Here is a 20,019-nt window from a genome sequence, read left to right on the forward strand (position 1 = left end):
TCGCGCCAACGACAAGACCGAGGGAGCTCTCATGGCCAAGGCCAAAAACCCCGCCACCGCCCAGGCCGACGCCGATGCGAGCGCCTATGTCCGGGGCGGGATGCAGATCAATGAACAGGTCTCGACCTTCCACCTGTTCATGGGCCTGACCAAATGGGGCGCCCTGGCCGTGGCCTGCGTGCTCGTGTTCCTGACCCTGTGGTTCCATCCGGGCGGAACCTTCGTCGCCGGCTTCATAGGGGCGGCGGTCCTGGCCGCCGTCGGCTTTTGGGCTCTCAAGCCCAAGGGCGGCGCAGGCCACTGATCCGTTCGCCCGACACGGGTCTTTGACGGCGTCGGTGGAACCGGCCTAGGCTCGTCTCCCAGCTTCAATGAGAGGGGATTCGCTTGGCCGTCGTTATCGCCGCCACCCGTGAACGTCGCGAAGGCGAGACGCGCTGCGCCGTCACGCCTGAAACGGTCAAGAAGCTGATCGCGCTCGGCGCCGCCGTCTCGGTCGAGGCCGGGACCGGCCTGGGCTCGTCCATTCCCGACGCCGACTACGCCGCCGCCGGCGCCACGGTGAAGCCTGACACCCGCGCCGTGCTGGACGGCGCCGACGTCGTGCTGAAGGTGCGCGGCCCCACGGCCCAGGAAATCAGCGCCCTGAAGCCCGGCGCGATCGTGATCGCCATGCTGGACGCCTGGCGCGACAAGGCGACGGTCGAGGCCCTGAAGGGGGCGAACGCCACCGCCTTCGCCATGGAATTCGTGCCCCGCATCACCCGCGCCCAGGTGATGGACGTCCTGTCGTCCCAGGCCAATCTGGCCGGCTACCGGGCGGTGATCGAGGCGGCCTACGCCTATGGCAAGGGGTTCCCGATGATGATGACGGCGGCCGGCACGGTCGCCGCCGCCAAATGTTTCGTCATGGGCGTCGGCGTCGCCGGGCTTCAGGCCATTGCCACGGCGCGGCGTCTGGGCGCCGTCGTCACCGCCACCGACGTCCGCCCCGCCACCAAGGAACAGGTCGAAAGCCTGGGCGCCAAATTCCTGGCCGTCGAGGACGAGGAGTTCAAAAACGCCCAGACCGCCGGCGGCTACGCCAAGGAGATGTCGGCGGAATATCAGGCCAAGCAGGCCGAACTGACCGCATCTCACATCGTCAAACAGGATGTGGTGATCACCACCGCCCTGATCCCCGGCCGTCCGGCGCCGAAGCTGCTCACGGCGGCCCACGTCGCCTCGATGAAGCCAGGCTCGGTCATCGTCGATCTGGCGGTCGAGGCGGGCGGCAACGTCGAGGGCTCGAAGCTGAACGAGGTCGTGACCACCGCGAACGGCGTGACCATCGTCGGCTGGTCCAACCTGCCCGGCCGCATCGCCGCCGACGCCAGCGCCCTGTACGCCCGCAATCTGACGGCCTTCGTGGGGCTGATGGTCAAGGACGGGGGTCTGGCGGTCGATCTTGAGGACGAGATCCTGAAGGCGGCCGTGGTGACGCACGGCGGGGCCGTGGTGCATGAGGGGGTGAGGGGATGAAACTCTCTCAATGGATACGAGCGGGCATTTGGATTTTGGTCCTCGCCATGGCCACACAGAGCTTCTGGGAGCGGTGGTCGGATTTGAGAAGCACGCAGCCTGAAGCGTCCGTATGGATGTTTGCGGGGGAAGAAGCATTGCGGCTGGTGATTGGCGTTGTTGTTCTGGGGCTGGGGTTGATGCTGGTGCTTGCGGGGCAGGACGTTTTCGACCGGCTGACGAAGGCTCATTTGACAAAGATGCTCCCGTTTCTGGCCGCAGGCCTGACTGTAGCCGTGGCGGCGACTGCAGTCCTGATCTGGGTCGGATCAACATGGGCGCCGCTCGCCGTCGCGGTCTCTATCGGGCTCGCGGTCTATGCGGCGAAGGCCGCCGGGCTAGAGCCCAAGCAGACGCCTGACAATCTCCCTCGCGTGGAAGGCTGACTATGGAACACGTCGATCCCACTGTCTTCCGCCTGGCCATCTTCGTCCTGGCCATCTTCGTCGGCTATTATGTCGTCTGGAGCGTGACCCCGGCCCTGCACACGCCGCTGATGGCGGTGACCAATGCGGTGTCCAGCGTCATCATCGTTGGCGGCCTGATCGCGGCGGCGGCCGTGTCGGGCGATGCGACCGGCCCAAGCGCCTGGATCGCCAAGGGCGCGGGCGTGGCGGCCGTGACCCTGGCCAGCGTCAACATCTTCGGCGGCTTCATGGTCACCCGGCGGATGCTGGCCATGTACAAGAAGAAGGAGCGGCCGGCTCAGAAGGGCGCGGCATGATCGACCCCGCCCAGATCGCCATAACCGGCTCCTGGATCGCCACCGGCGTCGGTTTCGGCCTGTGGCTGTACGGCTGGTTCGGGACCAAGATCCCGATCAAACGCCAGCGGCTGCACGACTGCGGCATCGCCCTGGTGATTTCGGCCATTCTGGTCCGGGTCGTGACCCAGGACCGGCAGCTGGGCGTTTTCGAATGGGCCCTGTTCTTCATCGGCCCCCTGTTCATCGCCGCCGCCCTGTGGCGGCTGGCGCGCACGTCTTGAGGGGAGGGGCGTGATGAACGCATCCTTGGCCGCGCTGGCCTACCTGGTTTCCGGCGTTCTGTTCATCCTGTCTCTGCGCGGCCTGTCCAGCCCCGAGACCAGCCGCCAGGGCAATACCTTCGGCATGATCGGCATGGCGCTGGCCATCGGCGTGACCCTGCTGACCCTCGGCGCCACGCGGGCCTTGGACCCCCTGACCCTGGGGCTGATCGCGGGCGGGGTCGTGGTCGGCGGCGGGATCGGCGCCCTGATCGCCCGGCGCGTCGCCATGACCGACATGCCCCAGCTGGTCGCCGCCTTCCACAGCCTGGTCGGCATGGCCGCCTGCCTGGTCGCCATCGGCGCCGTCTATGCGCCCGAAGCCTTCGGAATTCTGTCCGAGGACGGGACGGGCATCAAAACCCTGTCGATCGTCGAGCTCAGCCTGGGCGTCGCCATCGGCGCCATCACCTTCACCGGTTCGGTCATCGCCTTCGCCAAGCTGAACGGCAATATGTCGGGCGCGCCGATCCTGCTGCCGGCGCGGCACCTGATCAACGTCGGCCTGGGCCTGGCCCTGGTCTTCCTGATCGGGATTCTGATCGGCACGGGCGGCTCGGCCTTCTGGGCCTTCTGGGGCGTCTTCATCCTCAGCCTGGTGCTGGGCGCGACCCTGATCATCCCCATCGGCGGCGCCGACATGCCCGTGGTGGTGTCGATGCTGAACTCCTACTCCGGCTGGGCGGCGGCGGCCCTGGGCTTCACCCTGGAGAACATCGCCCTGATCATCACCGGCGCCCTGGTCGGCAGTTCCGGCGCCATCCTGAGCTACATCATGTGCAAGGGCATGAACCGCAGCTTCGTCAGCGTCATCCTGGGCGGCTTCGGCGGGGATGCGGCGGCGGCCGGCGCGGGCGGGGCCAGGGAGACGCGGCCGGTCAAACAGGGCTCGGCCGAGGACGCCGCCTTCATCATGAAGAATGCGTCCAAGGTCATCATCGTGCCCGGCTACGGCATGGCCGTGGCCCAGGCCCAGCACGCCCTGCGCGAAATGGCCGACAAGCTGAAGGAAGAAGGGGTCGAGGTGAAATACGCCATCCACCCCGTCGCCGGCCGCATGCCGGGCCATATGAACGTCCTGCTGGCCGAGGCCAATGTCCCCTATGACGAGGTGTTCGAGCTGGAGGACATCAACGCCGAGTTCGCCACCGCCGACGTCGCCTTCGTCATCGGCGCCAACGACGTCACCAACCCCGCCGCCAAGACCGACCCCCAGTCGCCCATCTTCGGCATGCCGATCCTGGACGTGGAAAAGGCCGGGACGGTGCTGTTCATCAAGCGCGGCATGGGCTCGGGCTATGCGGGGGTCGAGAATGAGCTCTTCTTCCGCGACAACACCATGATGCTGTTCGCGGACGCCAAGAAGATGGTTGAGGGGATCGTGAAGGGGCTTTGAGCGCCCGGCTGCTCAGTGCGGCGCCTGTCCATAGGCGTCGAACACCGGCTGCAAATGGCTCTGGTATCGCCGCCACGCTTCTCGAGAGGTCGTATAGAGCGGCCGGCGAACCTGGGCGAAGCTGGCGGTCGTGACGGCGCGTTTCGTCAGATGAAAATCCTTGAGACCGGGTCGGAGCGGCAGGCCCGCGTGCACCAAGATCCGCGCGATCCAAGGCTCGGGATCGACGACGAGGTCTTCATAGGGGACGGTCAGGATGCGATCCCCCAGAACCGCCGTCCAATGTGCGTGCAGCCGATCCTCGCCGATGAAATACCGACCCATGTCGGCCAGGGACAGGCTCCAGTCCACCCCTCCGGCGAACCGGGTGCGCAGGCAGGACCAGGCGACAGCCCCGGGGCTGCGACGCAGCCAGATGAAGCGCGCCTGGGGGAGGACCTTGGCGATCAGACCCAGGTAGCGGCTGTGGTTCAAGGTCTTGTCCACCACCCGGCTGTCTGGGCCGAACCGCTGATCCAACAGGTGGCGATAGGCGCGGCCGACCCCGGTCAGACCCGCCGCCCCCCGAGCCTGGACGAAGCCGCCGACGGCCTCGGGCGTGAAGCCGCGAACCGGCATGGCGGCGACGCTGAACAGGTTCAACTCCGCCCCATCCATGACCGCCTCATGGCTGACCAGGATCTGTTCGACCAGGGTGGTGCCTGATCGCGGCAGACCCAGGACGAAGATCGGTCGGCCGTCGTCGTCCAGCCCGTCCGGCAGGCGCGCGTGGAAATCAGCCGTCCAGCCTGAGACCACCGTTTCGACGAACCGGTCGGTGGCGTCCGCATCATAGGGGCGGAGAGGCTTTAGGATTGCGGCGGCCTTGGCATAGGCGGCGAAGGCCTGATCGGTCTCGCCCCGGTCGTGCAAGGCCTTGCCCAGGGCGTAGAAGGCGGTGCTGCGCGCCTCATCGGTCTCCTTGCGTGTCGGTATGGCCTCGGTGAGGGCGACCAGGGCTTCGAAATCCGGATCGTCGGCCAGGAAGGTCTTGGCCTCTGCGATCGCATGCCAGGACGCGGCGCTCGCGGCGGCCGACGTGGCCAGGGCCACGGCGCGCCGAAGATCCGACATCGACTGTTCCGCGTCGCCCAGCTGCGCCCGGCAGGCGCCCAGGAAATGCCAGGCGGCCGGATCGCCGCCGCGTGTCTCAGTCAGGCGGACGCCCACCGCCTGGGCTTCCGGCAAACGTCCATGATGCGCCAGCATCTGCCCCAGCGCCAGCCAGGGTCCAGGCTGAGCGGGATCGACGGCGGCGAAGCGGCGCGCGGCGACCAGGGCCGCCTCGGCCTCGCCGATCATGGAAGCCAGCCGCGAAACTGCGCCCCAACCCTGGCCCAGAGGGGCGTCGGACTGAACGGCCTGAATCAACAGTGCGGCGCAGGCGTCCCGGTCCCGCGCCTTGAAGGCTTCAAGCGCCTGATTGACCCATTGAGTCGCCCGGTTCTTCGCCGCCGTCACCGCTTCTCCCAGCCCCCGGTTAGTCGTCCGTCGCTCCGGTCAAAGCCGGCGATAAACTTCACCTATCCCAGGCCGCCGAGGGGCGCTATGGGCGGGAAATGAGTTTTAAGACGACACGGTTCGAAGCCCTGGATTCCCTGCGCGGGGTGTGCGCCGTCCTGGTGGTGATGTTCCACATGCCCGTGGCCAGCCATTGGCGGACCTGGGACTTCATCCAGCACGCCTATCTGTTCGTCGATTATTTCTTCGTCCTGTCGGGCTTCGTCATCGCCCACGCCTATGCCGAGCGGCTGAAGACGGCGCAGGACGCGGGCCGGTTCATGGTGCGGCGGTTCGGGCGGATCTGGCCGATGCATGTGCTGATGCTGGCCGCCTTCATCGGGCTGGAGGTGGCGCGGCTGGTCTTCCACTTCGATGGGGCCGAGCCCTTCACACGCGATCGGTCGGTGGGGGCGATCTTCACCAATCTGGCCCTGGTTCAGGCCTGGCATGTCCATCCCTATCTGACCTGGAACGGGCCGTCGTGGACGCTCAGCGCCGAATGGGCCTGCTATCTGATCTTCGCCGGCCTGGTGCTGGTCGCGCCCCGGCGGTTCCGCTGGATCGGCCTGGTTCTGGCGATTATCGGCGGGGTTCTGGTGGTCAGCTACGCCCGGCGCTGGATGAACACCACCTATGACTTCGCCGTGCCTCGCGCGGTTTACGGCTTCTTCCTGGGCTGTCTGCTGCAGGGCCTATGGACGAACATCCCCCGCTTGAAGGGGCTGGCCGCCACGGGGCTGGAGATCGCCGCCGTCGCCGTCGTCTGTCTGTTCGTCGCCTGGGCCGAAGGACCGGTGACGGTCGCCGTCACCCTGGTCTTCGTCGTCCTGGTCTGGGTCTTTGCGGGCGAGGAGGGGCGGGTGTCGCGCCTGCTGGATCATCCCGCCCTGGTCACGCTGGGTCGATGGTCCTTCTCCATCTACATGGTCCATATGTTCATCCTGACCGTGATGCTGATCATCGCGCGCAAGCTGGACTGGATGCCCGGCGGCAGGCGCGTCGATTTCGGCTCGGTCTGGCTGAACGACCTGTTCGCGCTCGGCCTGTTCGGCTTCATCGTCGGGGTCGCGGTGGTGGCGCACAATCACGTCGAACGCCCGGCCCAGCGGCTGATTGATCGCTGGACCAAGCCGAAAGCCGCCTGATGAAGACGGCCTGAGTTCAGGCCGCCATCCGCCATTCGGGCGCGTCCCACTCCGACCGGGCCTCGTCCCACAGCATGTCTTCGTCGGAATAGCGGCTGCTGGCGGCGGCGGAGATGACGTCCACCACCTGTTCCTCCAGCCGATCCCAGATGACGGCCAGGTCCGACGATCCGTCGGCTTCGCACGGCACGATGATGTAGCGGTTGGCGTTGACGGCCTTGTGGGCCAGGGGGGCGGTCGGTTGGAACTGAGCCATCTGATGATCTCCTGAAGCGGTCGGCCTCTTGTCGATGATTGTGTTATGGCGCACTGATGCGTCAGAAACGGACGTATCTTTCAGGAGCGACGGTGAGACACGACAAGGCGGCCATGGTGATCGACCTGGCGCGGCGCCTGGCCGCCAGCGCCGAGGGCCTGAGCCTGGACGAGATGGCGCGCGACATGGGCGTCAGCCGCCGCACCGCCGAGCGGATGCGCGACGCCGTCTTCATGCTGTTCCCGACGGTGGAGGAGGTGTCGGACCCGCCGTCGAAACGCTGGCGCATTCGCGGCGGCCTGTCGGCCTTCGAACAGGCGCCGACCGCGACCGAGATGCTGGAGCTGACCAAGGCCGCGGCGGCCCTGCGCGCGGCGGGCGAACCGGCGCGGGCGGCGGCGCTGGAGGCGCTCGAACGGAAACTCAAGGCGGCGATGCGCTCCACCACCTTGAACCGGATGGCGCCGGACCTGGAGGCCCTGGTCCGGGCCGAGACCATCGCCGTCCAGGCCGGGCCGCGCCCCTCGGCTGACGAGGCCATGCTGACCGCCATTCGCGGGGCCATATTGGCGCAACAGCCGCTGGGCTTCACCTATTCCCGGCCGGGCGCCGAGCCGCGCCGCCGCAGCGTCGCCCCTTGCGGGGTCATGTTCGGCCGCGCCAACTATCTGGTCGCCGCCGACCGCGAGACCGGCCGCATCCAGACCTTCCGTCTGGACCGGATGAGCCATGTCGCCGCTCAGGACGGGGTGGCGATCCCGCCGCCCGATTTCGACCTGGGCGTCTTCGCCAGCCAGTCCTTCGGCATCTATCAGGACGAGATCGAGGACGTGGTCCTGCGCATCGCCCCGCAAGGCGCGGCCGAGGCCAAGAGCTGGCGCTGGCACCCGACCCAGACCTTCGAGGACCAGGCGGACGGCGGCGTGATCGTGCGGTTCCGGGCGTCCGGCATGCGCGAACTGGCCTGGCACCTGTTCACCTGGGGCGAACAGGCGGTGATTCTGGCGCCCGAACGGCTGAAGGCGGTCATGGCCGGGGAACTGGCGGCGGCCGGACGCGCTCTGGACGCGGCCCGCGGATGAACAAGGCTTAAGGTGACGCTGTCGCCGGCCGTCGCTATGGCCGCCATGACCTATCGGAGAGCTTCATGCGTCTGAAGACGGCCCTCATCTGTGCAGGCTTGATCGGACTTTCGGCCGTCACAGCCTGCGCCTCGCCCACCGTCGTTGCGGTTCAAGCTCCGGTCACGGCCGAGGACGGCCGCGTGGCCGTCACCGTCCAGCGCGACGGTGACCGGTGGACCGCCGACTATGTGCTGGACCGCGACGCGCCGGTCTGGGCCTTCTTCCGGTCGGCCCTGCTGCGCGAGAGCCGCCGGCCCTGGCGGCCGGACTGGTGGCGGGTGGAGACGCCGGGCGTCGTGCTGGAGCGGGTGGGGGACTATGACGTGCTGCGCTCGACCGACGGCGGTCCTGTGCCGCGCGACGTGCGCATAGTCATGACGCCGCGCCCCGGCGATCTTGAGGCCGAATATGATCCGGCTCTCGTCTTTTCGGACGGCACGGTGGCGCTGTTTTCCGGCCAGTTCGACGTCATTCCGCTGGAGTCCGTCGCCGCCGCCCGCGCCCTGCCGCGCGATCTGAACGGCGTCGAGGTGCCGGGCGGCCCGGCGGCCGTGACCTGGCGCGACCGGTCCGGGCCGATCCTGTTCAAGGGCGAGCGCAAGCCGGAGGCGACCGCCGTGGACGCCCAGACCTATGTCCTGTTCGGCGACGCCACGACGCGCCGGGGCGACGGGATCACCACCGTCATCGACCCTGGTCTGCCGCGCTGGCTGGGCGACCAACTGGCCGGTTTCACGCCCCAGGTCATGGCCTATTACGCCCGCCGTCTGGGCCCGGCCCAGGGCGAGCCCCCGACCCTGATGGTCAGCTGGACCGGCCCGACCAAATCCCTGTCCAGCATGGGCGGCAGCGTCCTGCCGGGTCTGATCTCGATGAATTTTGAAGGCGAGGGGGTGCTGGACCCCGACGCCCAGGCCCTGGCCCGCGCCCGCTGGTTCATCGGCCATGAGGCGGCGCATTTCTGGCTGGGCTCGCAGGGGCTCAGATATCAGTACGCCCGCGAAGCCTGGATCACCGAGGGCGGCGCCGACCTGATGGCCGTGCGCGCCCTGAAGGCCATCGACCCCGTCTATGACGATCGGGCCGAGCTTCAGCGCGAGGTGGACGACTGCGTTCGGCTGGCGGCGGGCAGGCCCCTGGCCTCGGCGGGCGATCGGGGCGACAACCGCGCCTATTACGCCTGCGGCGCAGTGTTCGGCCTGGTCATCGAAGGGGCCGAGCGGCGCGCGGGCGGGGGAGACTTCTTCGACGTGGTGGCGGACTTCCAGCGGCGGGACAATGACGACGGGATCCTCAGCCGCGAGGAATGGCTGGGCGCCCTGACCCGCCTGTCGCGCGACCCGACCCTGGCCAACGACATCTCCACCCTGCTGGACCGGGGCGTGGCCGATCCGTCCGCCGTCATCGCCCGCCTGTTCCAGCGCACCGGCGTCGCCTTCCGCCTGGAGAACGGCCGGGTGGTGCTCAGTTGAAGGTTTGACGCGGATCAAGGCGGGACGGGCCCGGCGGGCGCATCCAGGCTCCGGAAACAAGGAGCATCGCCATGACCTATTCGAGCCTGATGGTCTATGTGGACGACGAGGCCGACAATGTCGCCCGGATTGGTTTTGCGCGCGATCTCGCGGTCGTCTTCGACGCGACCCTAATCGGCATATCCGTCAGCGAGCCGGAGCCGCCCCTGGTGGACGCCTATGTCGCCGGCGGCATGGCGGGCGAGATCCTGACCCTGCGGCGCGATCAGGCGGAAGGGGAGTTGGCTGCCGCCAAGACCCGCTTTCTGGACGCCCTGAAGGACACCGGCATCGCCCATGAATGGCGGGCCGAAACCGGCTATCCCGCCGCCTGCGTCGCGCACCAGGCGCGTGCGGCGGACCTGATCCTGATCGGCCGAGACGCCGGCCGTCTGCCCTATCGGGCTCCGGACGCGGGCGACCTGATCATGAATCTCGGTCGCCCTGTCCTGGTCGCTCCGCCGCGCGCCCAGGCCGCTCCGGTCGACGGCGTCGCCTTGGTGGCCTGGAAGGAGGGGCGCGAAGCCCAGCGCGCCATCGCCGCCGCCCTGCCGCTGCTGAAACAGGCGCGCGAGGTCCAGGTGGTCGAAATCTGCGCCTCGGCCGACGCCGCGGCTGCGGCCGCCCGCGTCGCCGACGTCGCCGCCTGGCTGCGTCGACACGGGGTGGTCGCCGAGAGCGAGGCGCGGGTCCGCGACGAACGTCCCGCCGGCGACCGTATCCTGGCCCTGGTCGAACAGATGGGCGCCAATCTGATCGTGGCCGGCGCCTGGGGCCATTCGCGGATGCGCGAATGGGTCCTGGGCGGCGTCACCCAGGCCCTGTTGAACCGCAGCCAGTCCTGGCTGCTGTTCAGCCACTGAGGCTTCAGCGATTCTCGCGGGCGTGGAAGATGCGGGCGACGACGACGGCGTCCGCATCGACGCGGTATTGGACGACGTAGCCGCTGTCGCCGAAGGGGATGTAGAGGTGGCGTAGACCGTCCAGGTCGATCCCGATCATCGGTGTGTCCGCCAGCCGGCCTATGGATCTGGTGATGATATGGCCTGCTCGTCGGGCGGCGTTTGGATTGACGCCCCTCAGAAAGCCGATGACCCGTCGGCGATCCTGAACCGCATCGGGCGACAGCCTAATTTTCAAGCCTTGGCCTTCAGCATGGCCTCGATCTCAGCCTCGAAATCCGCCGCCCAGTCCTCGAAATCGACGAACTTGCCGGTGCGGTCATACTCAGCCAGCCGACGTTTGGCCTCAGTGGTGTCATAGGGCGTGGTCGGGGGCCAAGGCTCTGGGCTGTCCACGATGAAGGCGGCGTCCGTCTCTCGAACCTCGAAGTCGCCGGAAGCGGCGTCACGCCCGCTTGCGAGCGCTCGATCCAGAACCGCGACGGCATAGGCTTCCGGCTCCATGCCCGCCGCGCGCGCAGCGGCCTTGAGCCGCTCAAGCGCCTCTTCGGTCAGGGTAAGGGTCAGGACGTGATCGGCCATAACCGCATCATCTCACAACTATGAGTGGTTGTGAACTCATGTCGCGGCGAACGGATAGGGGCTGACCGACTTGGCCCAGTCGTCCACGGCCAGGGGCCGGTCGATGGGGGCGGCGGCGCGCTCGGCGCAGGGGTGGCGGTGACACAGGCGGCAGGCGGGGCCGATGGGGGTGACCTCGGGCCGCTCCAGATCCAGACCGTGGGCATAGGCCAGCCGGTGCGCATGGCGCAGTTCGCAGCCCAGGCCGACGGCCAGGTCTTGGGCCTCGCCATAGCCGTCCCGGCCCTGGCGTTCGACGGTGCGGGCGAAGGTGAACCAGCGGCCGCCAGCCTTCCCGTCCTGGGCGGGCGTCTCGATGATCTGGGTGATGATCCGGCCCGGCGTGCGAAAGGCGCTGTGCAGGCGCCAACGCGGACAGGCGCCGCCGAAGCGCGAGAAGGGAAAGGCGCCCGCCGCATAGCGTTTGGAGATATTGCCCGCCTGGTCCACCCGCATCAGGAAGAAGGGCACGCCCCGCGCCGTCGGCCGCGACAGGGTGGTCAGCCGGTGCGCCGCCTGTTCGTAGCTGACCCCGAACCGGGCCTGGAGCCGCGCCAGGTCATAGCCGGTCTCCTCGGCCGTCCGCTGGAAGGCGGCGTAGGGCATCAGGATCGCGGCGGCCAGGGTGTTGGTCAGGGCCACCTTCAGCAGGGAGCGCGTCGGTCCGTCCGGGGCGTTCGCCGCCTGGACCATGTCGTGGAGCGCCTGTCCGTGCTCGGCCAGGGCCAGCTGATAGGCGATGGCGAAGGCGCGAGACGACGGGCCCAGGGTCTCGGACAGCAGCAGACGGCGGCGGTGCAGATCATAGCGCCTGGTCCATTCCACCATGACCTCGGCCGGCAGGGTGCGGACCCCCAGGTCGTGTTTAGCCGCCAGCCGCTGGCGGGCGGCGGGTTCGAAACCGTCGGCATGGGCCGGCACCTCGGCCGCCAGGACCTCGGCCAGGGCCTCGCCCATCTGGTCCAGTTCGGGAAAGTGGTTGCCGCGCGACTGGATATATTCGCGCACCCATTCGGCGGGACTGGCCTCGACCAGGCCTTCGCCGGTCTCGGCGGCGGCGCGGGCCTTGGCGCGGCCGTCGTCAAAGGCCCGATACAGGCGCAGCAGGGCGTCGGCCACCCCCGGCGCCTCTTCCAGCACCTGCACCAGTTCGTGACGGGGCAGGGCCAGGCCCTTGAACAGGGGATCGGCCAGAACCTCGCCCAGCCGCGCCTCATCGACGGCCCCTCCCTGGTTCAGGCTGCGCAGATCGACGTCATAGGTTTCGGCCAGACGCAGCAGCAACTGGGCCGACACCGGTCGCTGATTGCGCTCTATGTGGTTGAGATAGCTGGGGGAAACCCCCAGGTCGGCCGCCATGGCCGTCTGGGTCAGGGAAAGGTCGCGCCTCAGCCGCTTCAGCCGGGCCCCCAGAAACAGCTTGCGATCGGCGGCGGTGTCCATGGCTGAAGAATGTCATATTATGACTGCCGATGCAAAGTCATGATGTGACAAACTGACTTCATTGATCGGCGCGGTCCTGTGTCATTCGTGACTTGGGCGTGTTCTTGTCCCTGAGACGGCGGCTGCGGCCGCGCCCTTTCAGAAGACGAGTTCGACCATGACCACCTTCGCCGACCTGGTTCCTTCGCCCGCCGGCCGTTTTGACGGCATTGAGCGCCCCTATACGCCCGAAGACGTTCTGCGCCTGCGCGGCTCGGTGCCGATCACCCACACCCTGGCCGAGCGGGGCGCCAACCGCCTGTGGCAGCTGCTGCACGACGAGCCCTTCATCAATGCGCTCGGCGCCGTCACCGGCAACCAGGCCATGCAGATGGTCCGCGCCGGGCTGAAGGCCATCTATCTGTCCGGCTGGCAGGTCGCGGCCGACGCCAATACGGCCGGCGCCATGTACCCCGACCAGTCCCTGTACCCGGCCAACGCCGCGCCGGAACTGTGCCGCCGCATCAACCGCACCCTGCAGCGCGCCGACCAGATCGAGCACGCCGAGGGCGGCGCCAAGCGCGACTGGTTCGTCCCCATCGTGGCGGATGCAGAGGCCGGCTTCGGCGGGCCGCTGAACAGCTTCGAGATCATGAAGGCCTTCATCGAGGCGGGCGCCGCCGGCGTCCATTTCGAGGACCAGCTGGCCTCGGAGAAGAAGTGCGGCCACCTGGGCGGCAAGGTGCTGATCCCGACCCAGGCGCATGAGCGCAATCTGGTCGCCGCGCGTCTGGCCGCCGACGTCATGGGCACGCCGACCATCACGGTCGCCCGCACCGACGCCGAAAGCGCCCAGCTGATCACCTCGGACATCGACGAGCGCGACCAGCCCTTCATCGACCGCGACAACCGCACGCCGGAGGGCTTCTTCCGCCTGAAGGAAGGCACGGGTCTGGACCACTGTATCGCGCGCGGCCTGTCCTACGCCAACATCGCCGACCTGCTGTGGTGGGAGACCTCGCATCCGGATCTGGACGACGCCAAGAAGTTCGCGGAAGCCGTCCAGAAGAAATGTCCGGGCAAGCTGATGGCCTACAACTGCTCGCCCTCCTTCAACTGGAAGGCCAAGTTGGACGACGCCACCATCGCCAAGTTCCAGCGCGAGCTGGGCGCCATGGGCTACAAGTTCCAGTTCGTGACCCTGGCCGGCTTCCACGCCCTGAACAACTCGATGTTCGAGCTGGCGGACGGTTATCGCGACAACGGCATGGCCGCCTATTCCGAGCTGCAACAGCGCGAGTTCGCCAATGAGGCGCGCGGCTACACCGCCACCCGCCACCAGCGCGAAGTCGGCACCGGCTATTTCGACCAGGTCGCCACGGTCATCTCCAACGGCACGTCCTCGACCACGGCGCTGAAGGACTCGACCGAGACCGCCCAGTTCACCCACGCGGCTTAAGAAAGGGAACCGCCATGGAACCTCTGACCCAAACCGAAGCCATCATCGACTTCTGCCTGGCGCCCCTGGCGCTCGACGCTGGGACCGAGGCCGAACGCGAGGTGCGCCGTCGTCTGACCCACGTCCTGCGGACCTATCAGGCCAAGGTCGCCAGGCCGATCGCCGTGGACTTCTCGTCCATGCCGTCCCAGGTGATCAACGAGGCCGCCCACGGCTACGAATAGGCCGCGCGCCGACTGCAAAAAGAAGAGGCCCGCCCCGATCGCTCGGGGCGGGCCTTTTTTATCGCGTTGAACCGGCTGGGGCTGCGGGGGCTCAGCGACCGCCGGACGGCAGGGGCGCGGACGCCTGGGCCGAGGCGGCCGTCGGCGTCGGGGTCAGGGTGACGGACACCGGCGTCTGGGCCGGGGGCGGGGGCGTGCCGGTCTCTTCCGGGGCGCCGACGGTGATGGTGGTGTTCAGCACCGCCTGGGTGGTGCAGGTGGCCAGGTCGCGGGTGATGTGGCGGCCCAGGCAGAACATGTCCTCATAGCTGGGGCGCGAGGCCGCCAGGCATTGGAACAGCATCAGCTTGGACATGTTCAGGCAGAATTCGTTGTTCGGCTCCACCACCAGGGCGTCCGTATTGGCCCGCGCCTCTTCACCGGCGGCGCCCAGGGCGGCCAGGGCGGCGATGGCCAGGGACCGCACGACCGGCGGCGTATAGGGCGGCGCCTTGCGCGACGCCTCGACCCCCTCCAGGCCCGAGCCCGAGTTGGCGGCGGCGAACAGTTTGGCCGATTCATCCGCCGAGGGCAGCATGGCGGCCGCCGACAGGGTCTTGGCGGTTTCCAGTCGAACCTCGCGGTTGGGGATGTGGGTGACGGCCCAGCGGCGGCGCGGGTCGTTGCGCTCCTGGATCGTATAGGCGTCGGCCTCGACCGCCTCGGCGATGCCGCGAATGACGACCGCGTCCTTGGCGATGGTCGCCGAGATCAGGCCGGCGGCCGCATCGGCGCCGGGCAGGGTTGCGGCATAGGCCGGATCGGCGACGATGCGGGCGACCATCTCCTGGCGCTGGACCGGATCGACGGCGAACTGACGCACCCCGGCGACGAACTCGGGCGACTGAAGCGCGATGATCGAACCATAGGCGATCAGGCCGCGCGACAGCTGGGCGGGCTCAAAGGCGACGCCCTTGCGGATGGCGGCCTGAACCGCCTCGGCGTCGGTGAAGCCGCCCGGCTGGATGGTTTCGGCCTCGCGCAGGAAGGCCACATAGATGGAGGCGGCCTGGGCCACGCCCTCGTTCAGCGAGACGGGCGGGGGCGGCGGGGGCGGAGGCGGCGCGGCCGGTTCGGCCTCTTTCGTCGAACAGCTGGCCAGAAGGGCGGCGGCGGCGATGGCGGCGATCGAAAGGCCGCGGGTCATGAAGGCCTTGGGCATAGGGCGCGTCCACAGAACTGAAAGGAGGCCCCGGCGGGGGCGCGTACTGGAAGGCGCTTATAACGTGTCGAAAGTGGTTTGCCGAAGATTAATCGAACAGCTTCGATACCGATTCCTCGTTGGCGATCCGACGGATAGCTTCACCGATCAGCGGAGCCACGGAAACCCTGCGAATTTTCGCGCAGTTCAAAACTTCGTGGGGCTGTTCGATGGAGTCGGTGATCACCAGTTCCTTCAGCGGCCCGTCGGTGATCCGCTGCACGGCCGGACCGGACAGGACCCCGTGGCTGATATAGGCCGAGACCTCGGTCGCCCCCTGGTCGATCAGGGCCTTGGCGGCGTTGACCAGGGTGCCGCCCGAATCGACGATGTCGTCGAACAGGATGCAGCGACGGCCTTCGACGTCGCCGATGATGTTCATCACCTCGCTCTCGCCCGCCTTGGGGCGGCGTTTGTCGACGATGGCCAGGTCGGCGTTCAGTCGGCTGGCCAGGGCGCGGGCCCGCACCACCCCGCCCACGTCGGGCGAGACGATCATCAGGTCGTCGCCCCGGGCGTAGTTTTCCTTCACGTCCTGGGCCAGGACCGGAATGGCGACCAGATTGTCGGTCGGAATATCGAAAAAGCCCTGAATCTGGCCGGCGTGCAGATCCATGGTCAGCACCCGGTCGGCGCCGGCGCGGGTGATCAGATTGGCCACCAGCTTGGCCGAGATGGGCGTGCGGCCGCCGGTCTTCCGGTCCTGACGGGCATAGCCGAAATAGGGCATGACGGCCGTGATCCGCTTGGCGGACGCCCGCACCAGGGCGTCCGTGATGATCAGCAGCTCCATCAGATTGTCGTTGGCCGGATAGCTGGTCGACTGAAGGATGAAGACGTCCTCGCCCCGGACGTTCTCCTCGATGACGGCGAAGACCTCATTGTCCGCAAACCGCTTGACCTGGGCCTTCGTCAGGGGCGCGTCCAGATGGTCGGCGATGGCCTGAGACAGGCCTCGGTTGGAGTTGCCTGAGAGCAGCTTCATCGGCTGGTCATCCTTTCGCCGTCATCCGCCCCCCATGAACGGGTGTCGGTTGGCGCGCTCTTTACCAGCGGAGCCGGTCAGGGCAAGTCGTGCACGGAGATTTCCTCGGCATGGCGCGCCCCGGTCGCGGGTGCTAGAGATCGCCGCGTTGGTTTTTGGAAGCTGGGCTTGGGGCCCCGCTTTCGCTCGTCATGGGGTCGTCCTTGTCCGTTTCCAAGTTCCGTTCCGGCCTGGTGCTGATGGCCGCAGCGGCCGCCGCTCTGACGATTTCCGGCTGCGCCGGGAACAAGCGGCCCAGGCTCGCCTATGAAGAACGCCCGGTCGAGGCGCTGTACAACACCGGCTATCAGCGGCTGGAACAGCGCCGTTGGGCCGACGCCGTCGACTATTTCCAGGAGGTGGAACGCCAGCACCCCTATTCGGACTGGGCGCGCCGCTCGATCCTGATGCAGATCTACGCCTATTATCAGAACAACAACTATACGGACGCCATCGCCGCGGCTGACCGCTATATCCAGCTGTTCCCCGGCAATCCGTCGGCCGCCTACGCCTTCTATATGAAGGCCGTCTGCAACTTCGAACAGATCACCGACGTGGGCCGCGACCAGGGCTACGCCACCGCCGCCCTGGCTGGTCTGAAGGACGTGGCCCGCCGCTATCCGGGCACCCCCTACGCCACCGACGCCGCCGTCAAGATCGACATGGTCAACGACCAGCTGGCCGGCAAGGAAATGAACATCGGCCGCTACTATCAGCGCGCCAACCAGCCCCTGGCGGCCCTGAACCGCTACAAGGCCGTCATCGCCAATCCCGAGTTCCAGCGCACCTCCCACACGCCCGAGGCCCTGTACCGCCTGGTCGAGGTCAATCTGCAGCTGGGGCTGAAGGAAGAGGCGACCCGCAACGGCGCCGTCCTGGGCTACAACTTCCCCGGCAGCCCCTGGTACGCCGAGGCCTACGCCCTGCTGACCGAAAACGGCCAGACCCCGGAAAAGGCGCCCGAAGCCAAGCGCGAGAGCTGGCTGCAACGGATCATCCCGGGCTGATCGCCCGGGGGGCGGGGAAATAGCCTTGTGTATCCCTGCACATCTCTCGATTCTGACGGCGTGATCCTGATTCGTTCCACCGGCGACCAACTGTCATGCTGACCGCCCTTTCCATCCGCGACGTCGTTCTGGTCGACGTGCTGGATCTCGACGTCGAGACCGGCCTGACCGTGCTGACCGGCGAGACGGGGGCGGGCAAGTCGATCATTCTGGACGCCCTGGGTCTGGCCCTGGGCGGGCGCGGCGACGCCGGCCTGGTGCGCAACGGCGCCAAACAGGCCGTGGCCACCGCCGTCTTCAGCGCCCCCGACGATCCCGACCTGCTGGCCCTGATCGCCGACAAGGGGTTCGAGGTGCAGCCGGGCGAGGAGCTGATCCTGCGCCGGGTCCTGAACGCCGACGGCCGCAGCCGGGCCTATGTTAACGACCAGCCCGCCGGGGTCACGGCGCTTCGCGAGATCGGCGCCGCCCTGGTCGAGGTGCACGGACAGCACGAAACCGTGGGCTTGCTGGACTGGCGCACCCACCGGGGACTGCTGGACGCCTATGGCGGGCTTCAGCCGCAGTTGCAGGCCGTCGCCGCCGCCTCGACAAAGCTGAAGGCCGCCGAGGCCAAACTGGCCGAGCTGAAGGCCCAGGCGGCCGACGCCGCCGCCCGCGCCGAGGAGATCAGCCTGAACCTGGCCGAGCTGGACGCGCTCGACCCCCGCCCCGACGAGGAGACGGAACTGGCCGGCGAACGCGCCCTCTTGGGCGCCGCCGAAAAGGCCATCGCCGATCTGGCCGACGCCCGCACCCAGCTGGGCGGCGACAAGCTGAGCCAGAAGCTGGGCGCCGCCCTGCGCGCCGTCGAACACGCTCGCCAGCGTGCGGGTCAGGCCGGGGCCGAGGGCGACCATCCGGTCATTGTCAAACTGTCGGCCGCCGTCGAGGCCATCGACCGCACCCTGGTCGAGGCGGCCGAGGCCATAGCCGCCGTGGACGCCGCCGCCGACGCCTTCGACTATGAGCCCGGCCGCCTGGACAAGGCCGAGGAACGGCTGTTCGCCCTGCGCGCCGCCGCCCGCAAGCTGCACACCACCGTCGACGCCCTGCCGTCGCTCCGCATCCGCCTGCGTGAACAGCTGCGTTTGATCGAGGACGGGGAGGAGGCTTTAGCCGCCGCCGGCCGCGAGGCCGCCCAGGCCGCAGAAGCCTACGATCTGGCCGCCGAATTCCTGACCTCGGCGCGCGAGGCGGCGGCCGACCGCCTGACCGCCGCCGTCATGGGCGAACTGGGCCCGCTGAAGCTGGAGCGGGCCCGGTTCCGCGTGGCGCTGGAGCCGATCGAGGGCCGGCGCGGCCCCGACGGGGTCGAGACCGTCCGCTTCCAGATCGCCACCAACGCCGGAACCGACTTCGGCCCGCTGGACGCCATTGCGTCCGGCGGCGAACTGGCCCGCTTCGCCCTGGCCATGAAGGCGGCGCTCGCCGGCCGCCAGGACATGCGCCAGCCGGTCATGATCTTCGACGAGGTCGACCAGGGCGTCGGCGGCGCCGTGGCCGAGGCCGTCGGCTCGCGCCTGAAACGCCTGTCCACCGGCGCTCAGGTCCTGGTCGTCACCCACAGCCCCCAGGTCGCCGCCCGCGGCCACGCCCACTGGAAGGTGATGAAGACCGACCACGACGGCCTGACCACCACCACCGTCCTCGCCCTGGACGATGCGCGCCGTCAGGAAGAGATCGCGCGGATGCTGGCGGGGGCGGAGATCACCGATGAGGCGCGGGCGGCGGCGCGGGCGTTGATCGGGTAGGGGGGGGCGAAAGCCGAACCGATACCATTGAAAACTAGGCGGCCATATGTTTGGGGAGTGATGATGGCGCGGGTTGGTTATGACGCGTTTGAAGGATTAAAGCGCCTCGCAGAGGCCGGTGAACGCCTCGATATCGGTGTCGCCGAAGTTCTCGTTTATCATCTTGCGGTGGAGCGCGAAGTCGCTCTTGTGGTCGATAAACTCGCAGTCTACCCAGATCCTTTAAGAAGCTTGAGTCACGCTAACCGAATGAAAGTGCTCGGGGCTTTCTGGCGCGGCCCAAAGGAAGCGGGTGAGGCACTACTAACGGTTCTTCAGCGCTTTAACGAATTGCGAAACGGTGTAGCTCATGGCGACCCGCCGAGGCGGATCGAGGCCGCAAAGAGCCGTTTGCGTGAAGCCTTCGCCGTTCTCCTGCCCGGCGATGATGAAAACCAACGCACTATTCCAGAAATCGCTGCCGGAGTGATCGGGTTCCTCGCTGACAATCCCTCCAACGCGCAACTCAGGTTGAGACGCATGGCGGCCGATGTGTTCGAGCAGACCTTCGCGGGGCACGATGTAGGTACTGACAAGGCCGATTGACGTAAGTCCGCTAGCGCTCATTCAAGCCGACAGCCGGCGTTTCTAAGCCTCTCTGCCCGAATCTAACGGACCGTACCGGTAGGGTGGCTGACGTGACCCCCTGAAACTCCTCCAGGAATAGCTAGAGTCCGCCCCTCGAAAGGACGGACAGAATGAAGCGATCACGGTTCACGGAAGAGCAA

General features: G+C 67.8%; 22 protein-coding genes. 15 read left to right on the forward strand and 7 right to left on the reverse strand.

The genetic code is table 11. The features are described 5' to 3' along the window. The first annotated feature begins 31 nt into the window (after positions 1 to 31). From GGQ93_RS13400 to GGQ93_RS13425, 6 genes are all read left to right on the forward strand, one after another. Positions 32 to 304, forward strand: coding sequence for an aa3-type cytochrome c oxidase subunit IV (locus GGQ93_RS13400; RefSeq protein ID WP_183217686.1), 273 nt, complete (start codon positions 32 to 34; stop codon positions 302 to 304). An 83-nt stretch (positions 305 to 387) separates the two neighbouring features. Beyond that, positions 388 to 1,521, forward strand: a complete 1,134-nt coding sequence (locus GGQ93_RS13405; protein ID WP_183217688.1) for a Re/Si-specific NAD(P)(+) transhydrogenase subunit alpha — start codon at positions 388 to 390, stop codon at positions 1,519 to 1,521. After that, positions 1,518 to 1,946: a hypothetical protein gene (locus GGQ93_RS13410; protein ID WP_183217690.1), complete on the forward strand. Its 429-nt coding sequence runs from the start codon at positions 1,518 to 1,520 to the stop codon at positions 1,944 to 1,946. Before GGQ93_RS13405 ends, GGQ93_RS13410 begins: the two co-directional genes overlap by 4 nt. A 2-nt stretch (positions 1,947 to 1,948) precedes the next feature. Beyond that, on the forward strand, positions 1,949 to 2,284 hold the full coding sequence (locus tag GGQ93_RS13415; RefSeq protein ID WP_182714697.1) for an NAD(P) transhydrogenase subunit alpha part 2: 336 nt from the start codon (positions 1,949 to 1,951) through the stop codon (positions 2,282 to 2,284). Then, positions 2,281 to 2,547: a hypothetical protein gene (locus GGQ93_RS13420; protein WP_183217691.1), complete on the forward strand. Its 267-nt coding sequence runs from the start codon at positions 2,281 to 2,283 to the stop codon at positions 2,545 to 2,547. The genes GGQ93_RS13415 and GGQ93_RS13420 overlap by 4 nt, the downstream gene beginning before the upstream one ends. A gap of 13 nt (positions 2,548 to 2,560) precedes the next feature. Further along, entirely contained in the window at positions 2,561 to 3,982 is a 1,422-nt protein-coding gene (locus tag GGQ93_RS13425) for an NAD(P)(+) transhydrogenase (Re/Si-specific) subunit beta (protein WP_183217694.1), read from the forward strand. Between the two features lie 12 nt (positions 3,983 to 3,994). Here the strand turns inward: GGQ93_RS13425 and GGQ93_RS13430 are convergent, their stop codons facing one another. Then, complete coding sequence (locus tag GGQ93_RS13430; protein ID WP_183217696.1) at positions 3,995 to 5,482, reverse strand: tetratricopeptide repeat-containing sulfotransferase family protein; 1,488 nt, start codon at positions 5,480 to 5,482, stop codon at positions 3,995 to 3,997. A gap of 98 nt (positions 5,483 to 5,580) precedes the next feature. Here GGQ93_RS13430 and GGQ93_RS13435 point away from each other — a divergent pair, with 98 nt between their 5' ends. Next, on the forward strand, positions 5,581 to 6,669 hold the full coding sequence (locus tag GGQ93_RS13435; RefSeq protein ID WP_183217698.1) for an acyltransferase family protein: 1,089 nt from the start codon (positions 5,581 to 5,583) through the stop codon (positions 6,667 to 6,669). 16 nt (positions 6,670 to 6,685) lie between these two features. On the opposite strand, the gene GGQ93_RS13440 is transcribed toward GGQ93_RS13435, so the two are convergent. Further along, positions 6,686 to 6,925, reverse strand: coding sequence for a hypothetical protein (locus GGQ93_RS13440; RefSeq protein ID WP_054765069.1), 240 nt, complete (start codon positions 6,923 to 6,925; stop codon positions 6,686 to 6,688). A gap of 92 nt (positions 6,926 to 7,017) precedes the next feature. Between GGQ93_RS13440 and GGQ93_RS13445 the strand changes: the two genes are divergently transcribed. The 3 genes from GGQ93_RS13445 (at position 7,018) to GGQ93_RS13455 (ending at position 10,423) form a co-directional block, all read left to right on the forward strand. Further along, positions 7,018 to 8,007 (forward strand): helix-turn-helix transcriptional regulator, encoded by a 990-nt coding sequence (locus tag GGQ93_RS13445; protein WP_054765070.1) that lies wholly within the window; start codon positions 7,018 to 7,020, stop codon positions 8,005 to 8,007. Between the two features lie 65 nt (positions 8,008 to 8,072). Then, positions 8,073 to 9,521: a hypothetical protein gene (locus tag GGQ93_RS13450; RefSeq protein ID WP_054765071.1), complete on the forward strand. Its 1,449-nt coding sequence runs from the start codon at positions 8,073 to 8,075 to the stop codon at positions 9,519 to 9,521. A 71-nt stretch (positions 9,522 to 9,592) separates the two neighbouring features. Beyond that, complete coding sequence (locus tag GGQ93_RS13455; RefSeq protein WP_183217700.1) at positions 9,593 to 10,423, forward strand: universal stress protein; 831 nt, start codon at positions 9,593 to 9,595, stop codon at positions 10,421 to 10,423. Positions 10,424 to 10,427: 4 nt separating this feature from the next. Here GGQ93_RS13455 and GGQ93_RS13460 read toward each other — a convergent pair whose 3' ends face one another. From GGQ93_RS13460 to GGQ93_RS13470, 3 genes are read right to left on the reverse strand one after another with little or no spacing between them, the layout of a single operon-like run. Then, on the reverse strand, positions 10,428 to 10,700 hold the full coding sequence (locus GGQ93_RS13460) for a type II toxin-antitoxin system RelE/ParE family toxin (protein ID WP_183217702.1): 273 nt from the start codon (positions 10,698 to 10,700) through the stop codon (positions 10,428 to 10,430). Continuing rightward, positions 10,697 to 11,044: a hypothetical protein gene (locus GGQ93_RS13465; protein ID WP_183217704.1), complete on the reverse strand. Its 348-nt coding sequence runs from the start codon at positions 11,042 to 11,044 to the stop codon at positions 10,697 to 10,699. The genes GGQ93_RS13460 and GGQ93_RS13465 overlap by 4 nt, the downstream gene beginning before the upstream one ends. A 36-nt stretch (positions 11,045 to 11,080) precedes the next feature. Continuing rightward, on the reverse strand, positions 11,081 to 12,526 hold the full coding sequence (locus GGQ93_RS13470; protein ID WP_183217706.1) for a helix-turn-helix domain-containing protein: 1,446 nt from the start codon (positions 12,524 to 12,526) through the stop codon (positions 11,081 to 11,083). Between the two features lie 157 nt (positions 12,527 to 12,683). On the opposite strand from GGQ93_RS13470, the gene aceA reads away from it, so the two are divergent. Together aceA and GGQ93_RS13480 are read left to right on the forward strand one after the other, a co-directional pair. Beyond that, the gene (gene aceA, locus GGQ93_RS13475) at positions 12,684 to 13,964 is read left to right on the forward strand and encodes an isocitrate lyase (protein WP_183217708.1); all 1,281 of its coding nucleotides are present in this window, start codon (positions 12,684 to 12,686) and stop codon (positions 13,962 to 13,964) included. A 14-nt stretch (positions 13,965 to 13,978) separates the two neighbouring features. Next, a complete protein-coding gene (locus GGQ93_RS13480) occupies positions 13,979 to 14,188 on the forward strand; it encodes a hypothetical protein (protein ID WP_054765077.1) in 210 nt (69 codons plus the stop codon). A 91-nt stretch (positions 14,189 to 14,279) separates the two neighbouring features. Here GGQ93_RS13480 and GGQ93_RS13485 read toward each other — a convergent pair whose 3' ends face one another. After that, positions 14,280 to 15,389 carry a hypothetical protein gene (locus GGQ93_RS13485; RefSeq protein ID WP_183217710.1) on the reverse strand — a complete coding sequence of 370 codons (1,110 nt, stop codon included), beginning with the start codon at positions 15,387 to 15,389 and terminating at the stop codon, positions 14,280 to 14,282. 88 nt (positions 15,390 to 15,477) lie between these two features. Next, positions 15,478 to 16,413, reverse strand: coding sequence for a ribose-phosphate pyrophosphokinase (locus GGQ93_RS13490; protein ID WP_054765079.1), 936 nt, complete (start codon positions 16,411 to 16,413; stop codon positions 15,478 to 15,480). 191 nt (positions 16,414 to 16,604) lie between these two features. Between GGQ93_RS13490 and GGQ93_RS13495 the strand changes: the two genes are divergently transcribed. The 3 genes from GGQ93_RS13495 (at position 16,605) to GGQ93_RS13505 (ending at position 19,837) form a co-directional block, all read left to right on the forward strand. After that, positions 16,605 to 17,459 carry an outer membrane protein assembly factor BamD gene (locus GGQ93_RS13495; RefSeq protein WP_054765080.1) on the forward strand — a complete coding sequence of 285 codons (855 nt, stop codon included), beginning with the start codon at positions 16,605 to 16,607 and terminating at the stop codon, positions 17,457 to 17,459. 95 nt (positions 17,460 to 17,554) lie between these two features. Next, positions 17,555 to 19,252, forward strand: coding sequence for a DNA repair protein RecN (gene recN / locus GGQ93_RS13500; RefSeq protein WP_183217712.1), 1,698 nt, complete (start codon positions 17,555 to 17,557; stop codon positions 19,250 to 19,252). A gap of 63 nt (positions 19,253 to 19,315) precedes the next feature. After that, positions 19,316 to 19,837, forward strand: a complete 522-nt coding sequence (locus GGQ93_RS13505; RefSeq protein ID WP_183217714.1) for a hypothetical protein — start codon at positions 19,316 to 19,318, stop codon at positions 19,835 to 19,837. Positions 19,838 to 20,019: the final 182 nt, after the last annotated feature.

The organism is Brevundimonas aurantiaca, from assembly GCF_014199955.1.
GTDB classification, from domain to species: Bacteria; Pseudomonadota; Alphaproteobacteria; order Caulobacterales; family Caulobacteraceae; genus Brevundimonas; species Brevundimonas aurantiaca.

Excerpts from the sequence above, each read along its gene's own strand:
- GGQ93_RS13455 (WP_183217700.1), top strand. The coding sequence starts at position 9,593 with ATGACCTATTCGAGCCTGATGGTCTATGTGGACGACGAGGCCGACAAT.
- GGQ93_RS13495 (WP_054765080.1), top strand. The coding sequence starts at position 16,605 with ATGGGGTCGTCCTTGTCCGTTTCCAAGTTCCGTTCCGGCCTGGTGCTG.
- aceA (WP_183217708.1), top strand. The coding sequence starts at position 12,684 with ATGACCACCTTCGCCGACCTGGTTCCTTCGCCCGCCGGCCGTTTTGAC.
- GGQ93_RS13420 (WP_183217691.1), top strand. The coding sequence starts at position 2,281 with ATGATCGACCCCGCCCAGATCGCCATAACCGGCTCCTGGATCGCCACC.
- recN (WP_183217712.1), top strand. The coding sequence starts at position 17,555 with ATGCTGACCGCCCTTTCCATCCGCGACGTCGTTCTGGTCGACGTGCTG.
- GGQ93_RS13440 (WP_054765069.1), bottom strand. The coding sequence starts at position 6,925 with ATGGCTCAGTTCCAACCGACCGCCCCCCTGGCCCACAAGGCCGTCAAC.
- GGQ93_RS13490 (WP_054765079.1), bottom strand. The coding sequence starts at position 16,413 with ATGAAGCTGCTCTCAGGCAACTCCAACCGAGGCCTGTCTCAGGCCATC.
- GGQ93_RS13425 (WP_183217694.1), top strand. The coding sequence starts at position 2,561 with ATGAACGCATCCTTGGCCGCGCTGGCCTACCTGGTTTCCGGCGTTCTG.
- GGQ93_RS13505 (WP_183217714.1), top strand. The coding sequence starts at position 19,316 with ATGGCGCGGGTTGGTTATGACGCGTTTGAAGGATTAAAGCGCCTCGCA.
- GGQ93_RS13465 (WP_183217704.1), bottom strand. The coding sequence starts at position 11,044 with ATGGCCGATCACGTCCTGACCCTTACCCTGACCGAAGAGGCGCTTGAG.
- GGQ93_RS13415 (WP_182714697.1), top strand. The coding sequence starts at position 1,949 with ATGGAACACGTCGATCCCACTGTCTTCCGCCTGGCCATCTTCGTCCTG.
- GGQ93_RS13470 (WP_183217706.1), bottom strand. The coding sequence starts at position 12,526 with ATGGACACCGCCGCCGATCGCAAGCTGTTTCTGGGGGCCCGGCTGAAG.
- GGQ93_RS13485 (WP_183217710.1), bottom strand. The coding sequence starts at position 15,389 with ATGCCCAAGGCCTTCATGACCCGCGGCCTTTCGATCGCCGCCATCGCC.
- GGQ93_RS13435 (WP_183217698.1), top strand. The coding sequence starts at position 5,581 with ATGAGTTTTAAGACGACACGGTTCGAAGCCCTGGATTCCCTGCGCGGG.
- GGQ93_RS13400 (WP_183217686.1), top strand. The coding sequence starts at position 32 with ATGGCCAAGGCCAAAAACCCCGCCACCGCCCAGGCCGACGCCGATGCG.
- GGQ93_RS13450 (WP_054765071.1), top strand. The coding sequence starts at position 8,073 with ATGCGTCTGAAGACGGCCCTCATCTGTGCAGGCTTGATCGGACTTTCG.
- GGQ93_RS13480 (WP_054765077.1), top strand. The coding sequence starts at position 13,979 with ATGGAACCTCTGACCCAAACCGAAGCCATCATCGACTTCTGCCTGGCG.
- GGQ93_RS13410 (WP_183217690.1), top strand. The coding sequence starts at position 1,518 with ATGAAACTCTCTCAATGGATACGAGCGGGCATTTGGATTTTGGTCCTC.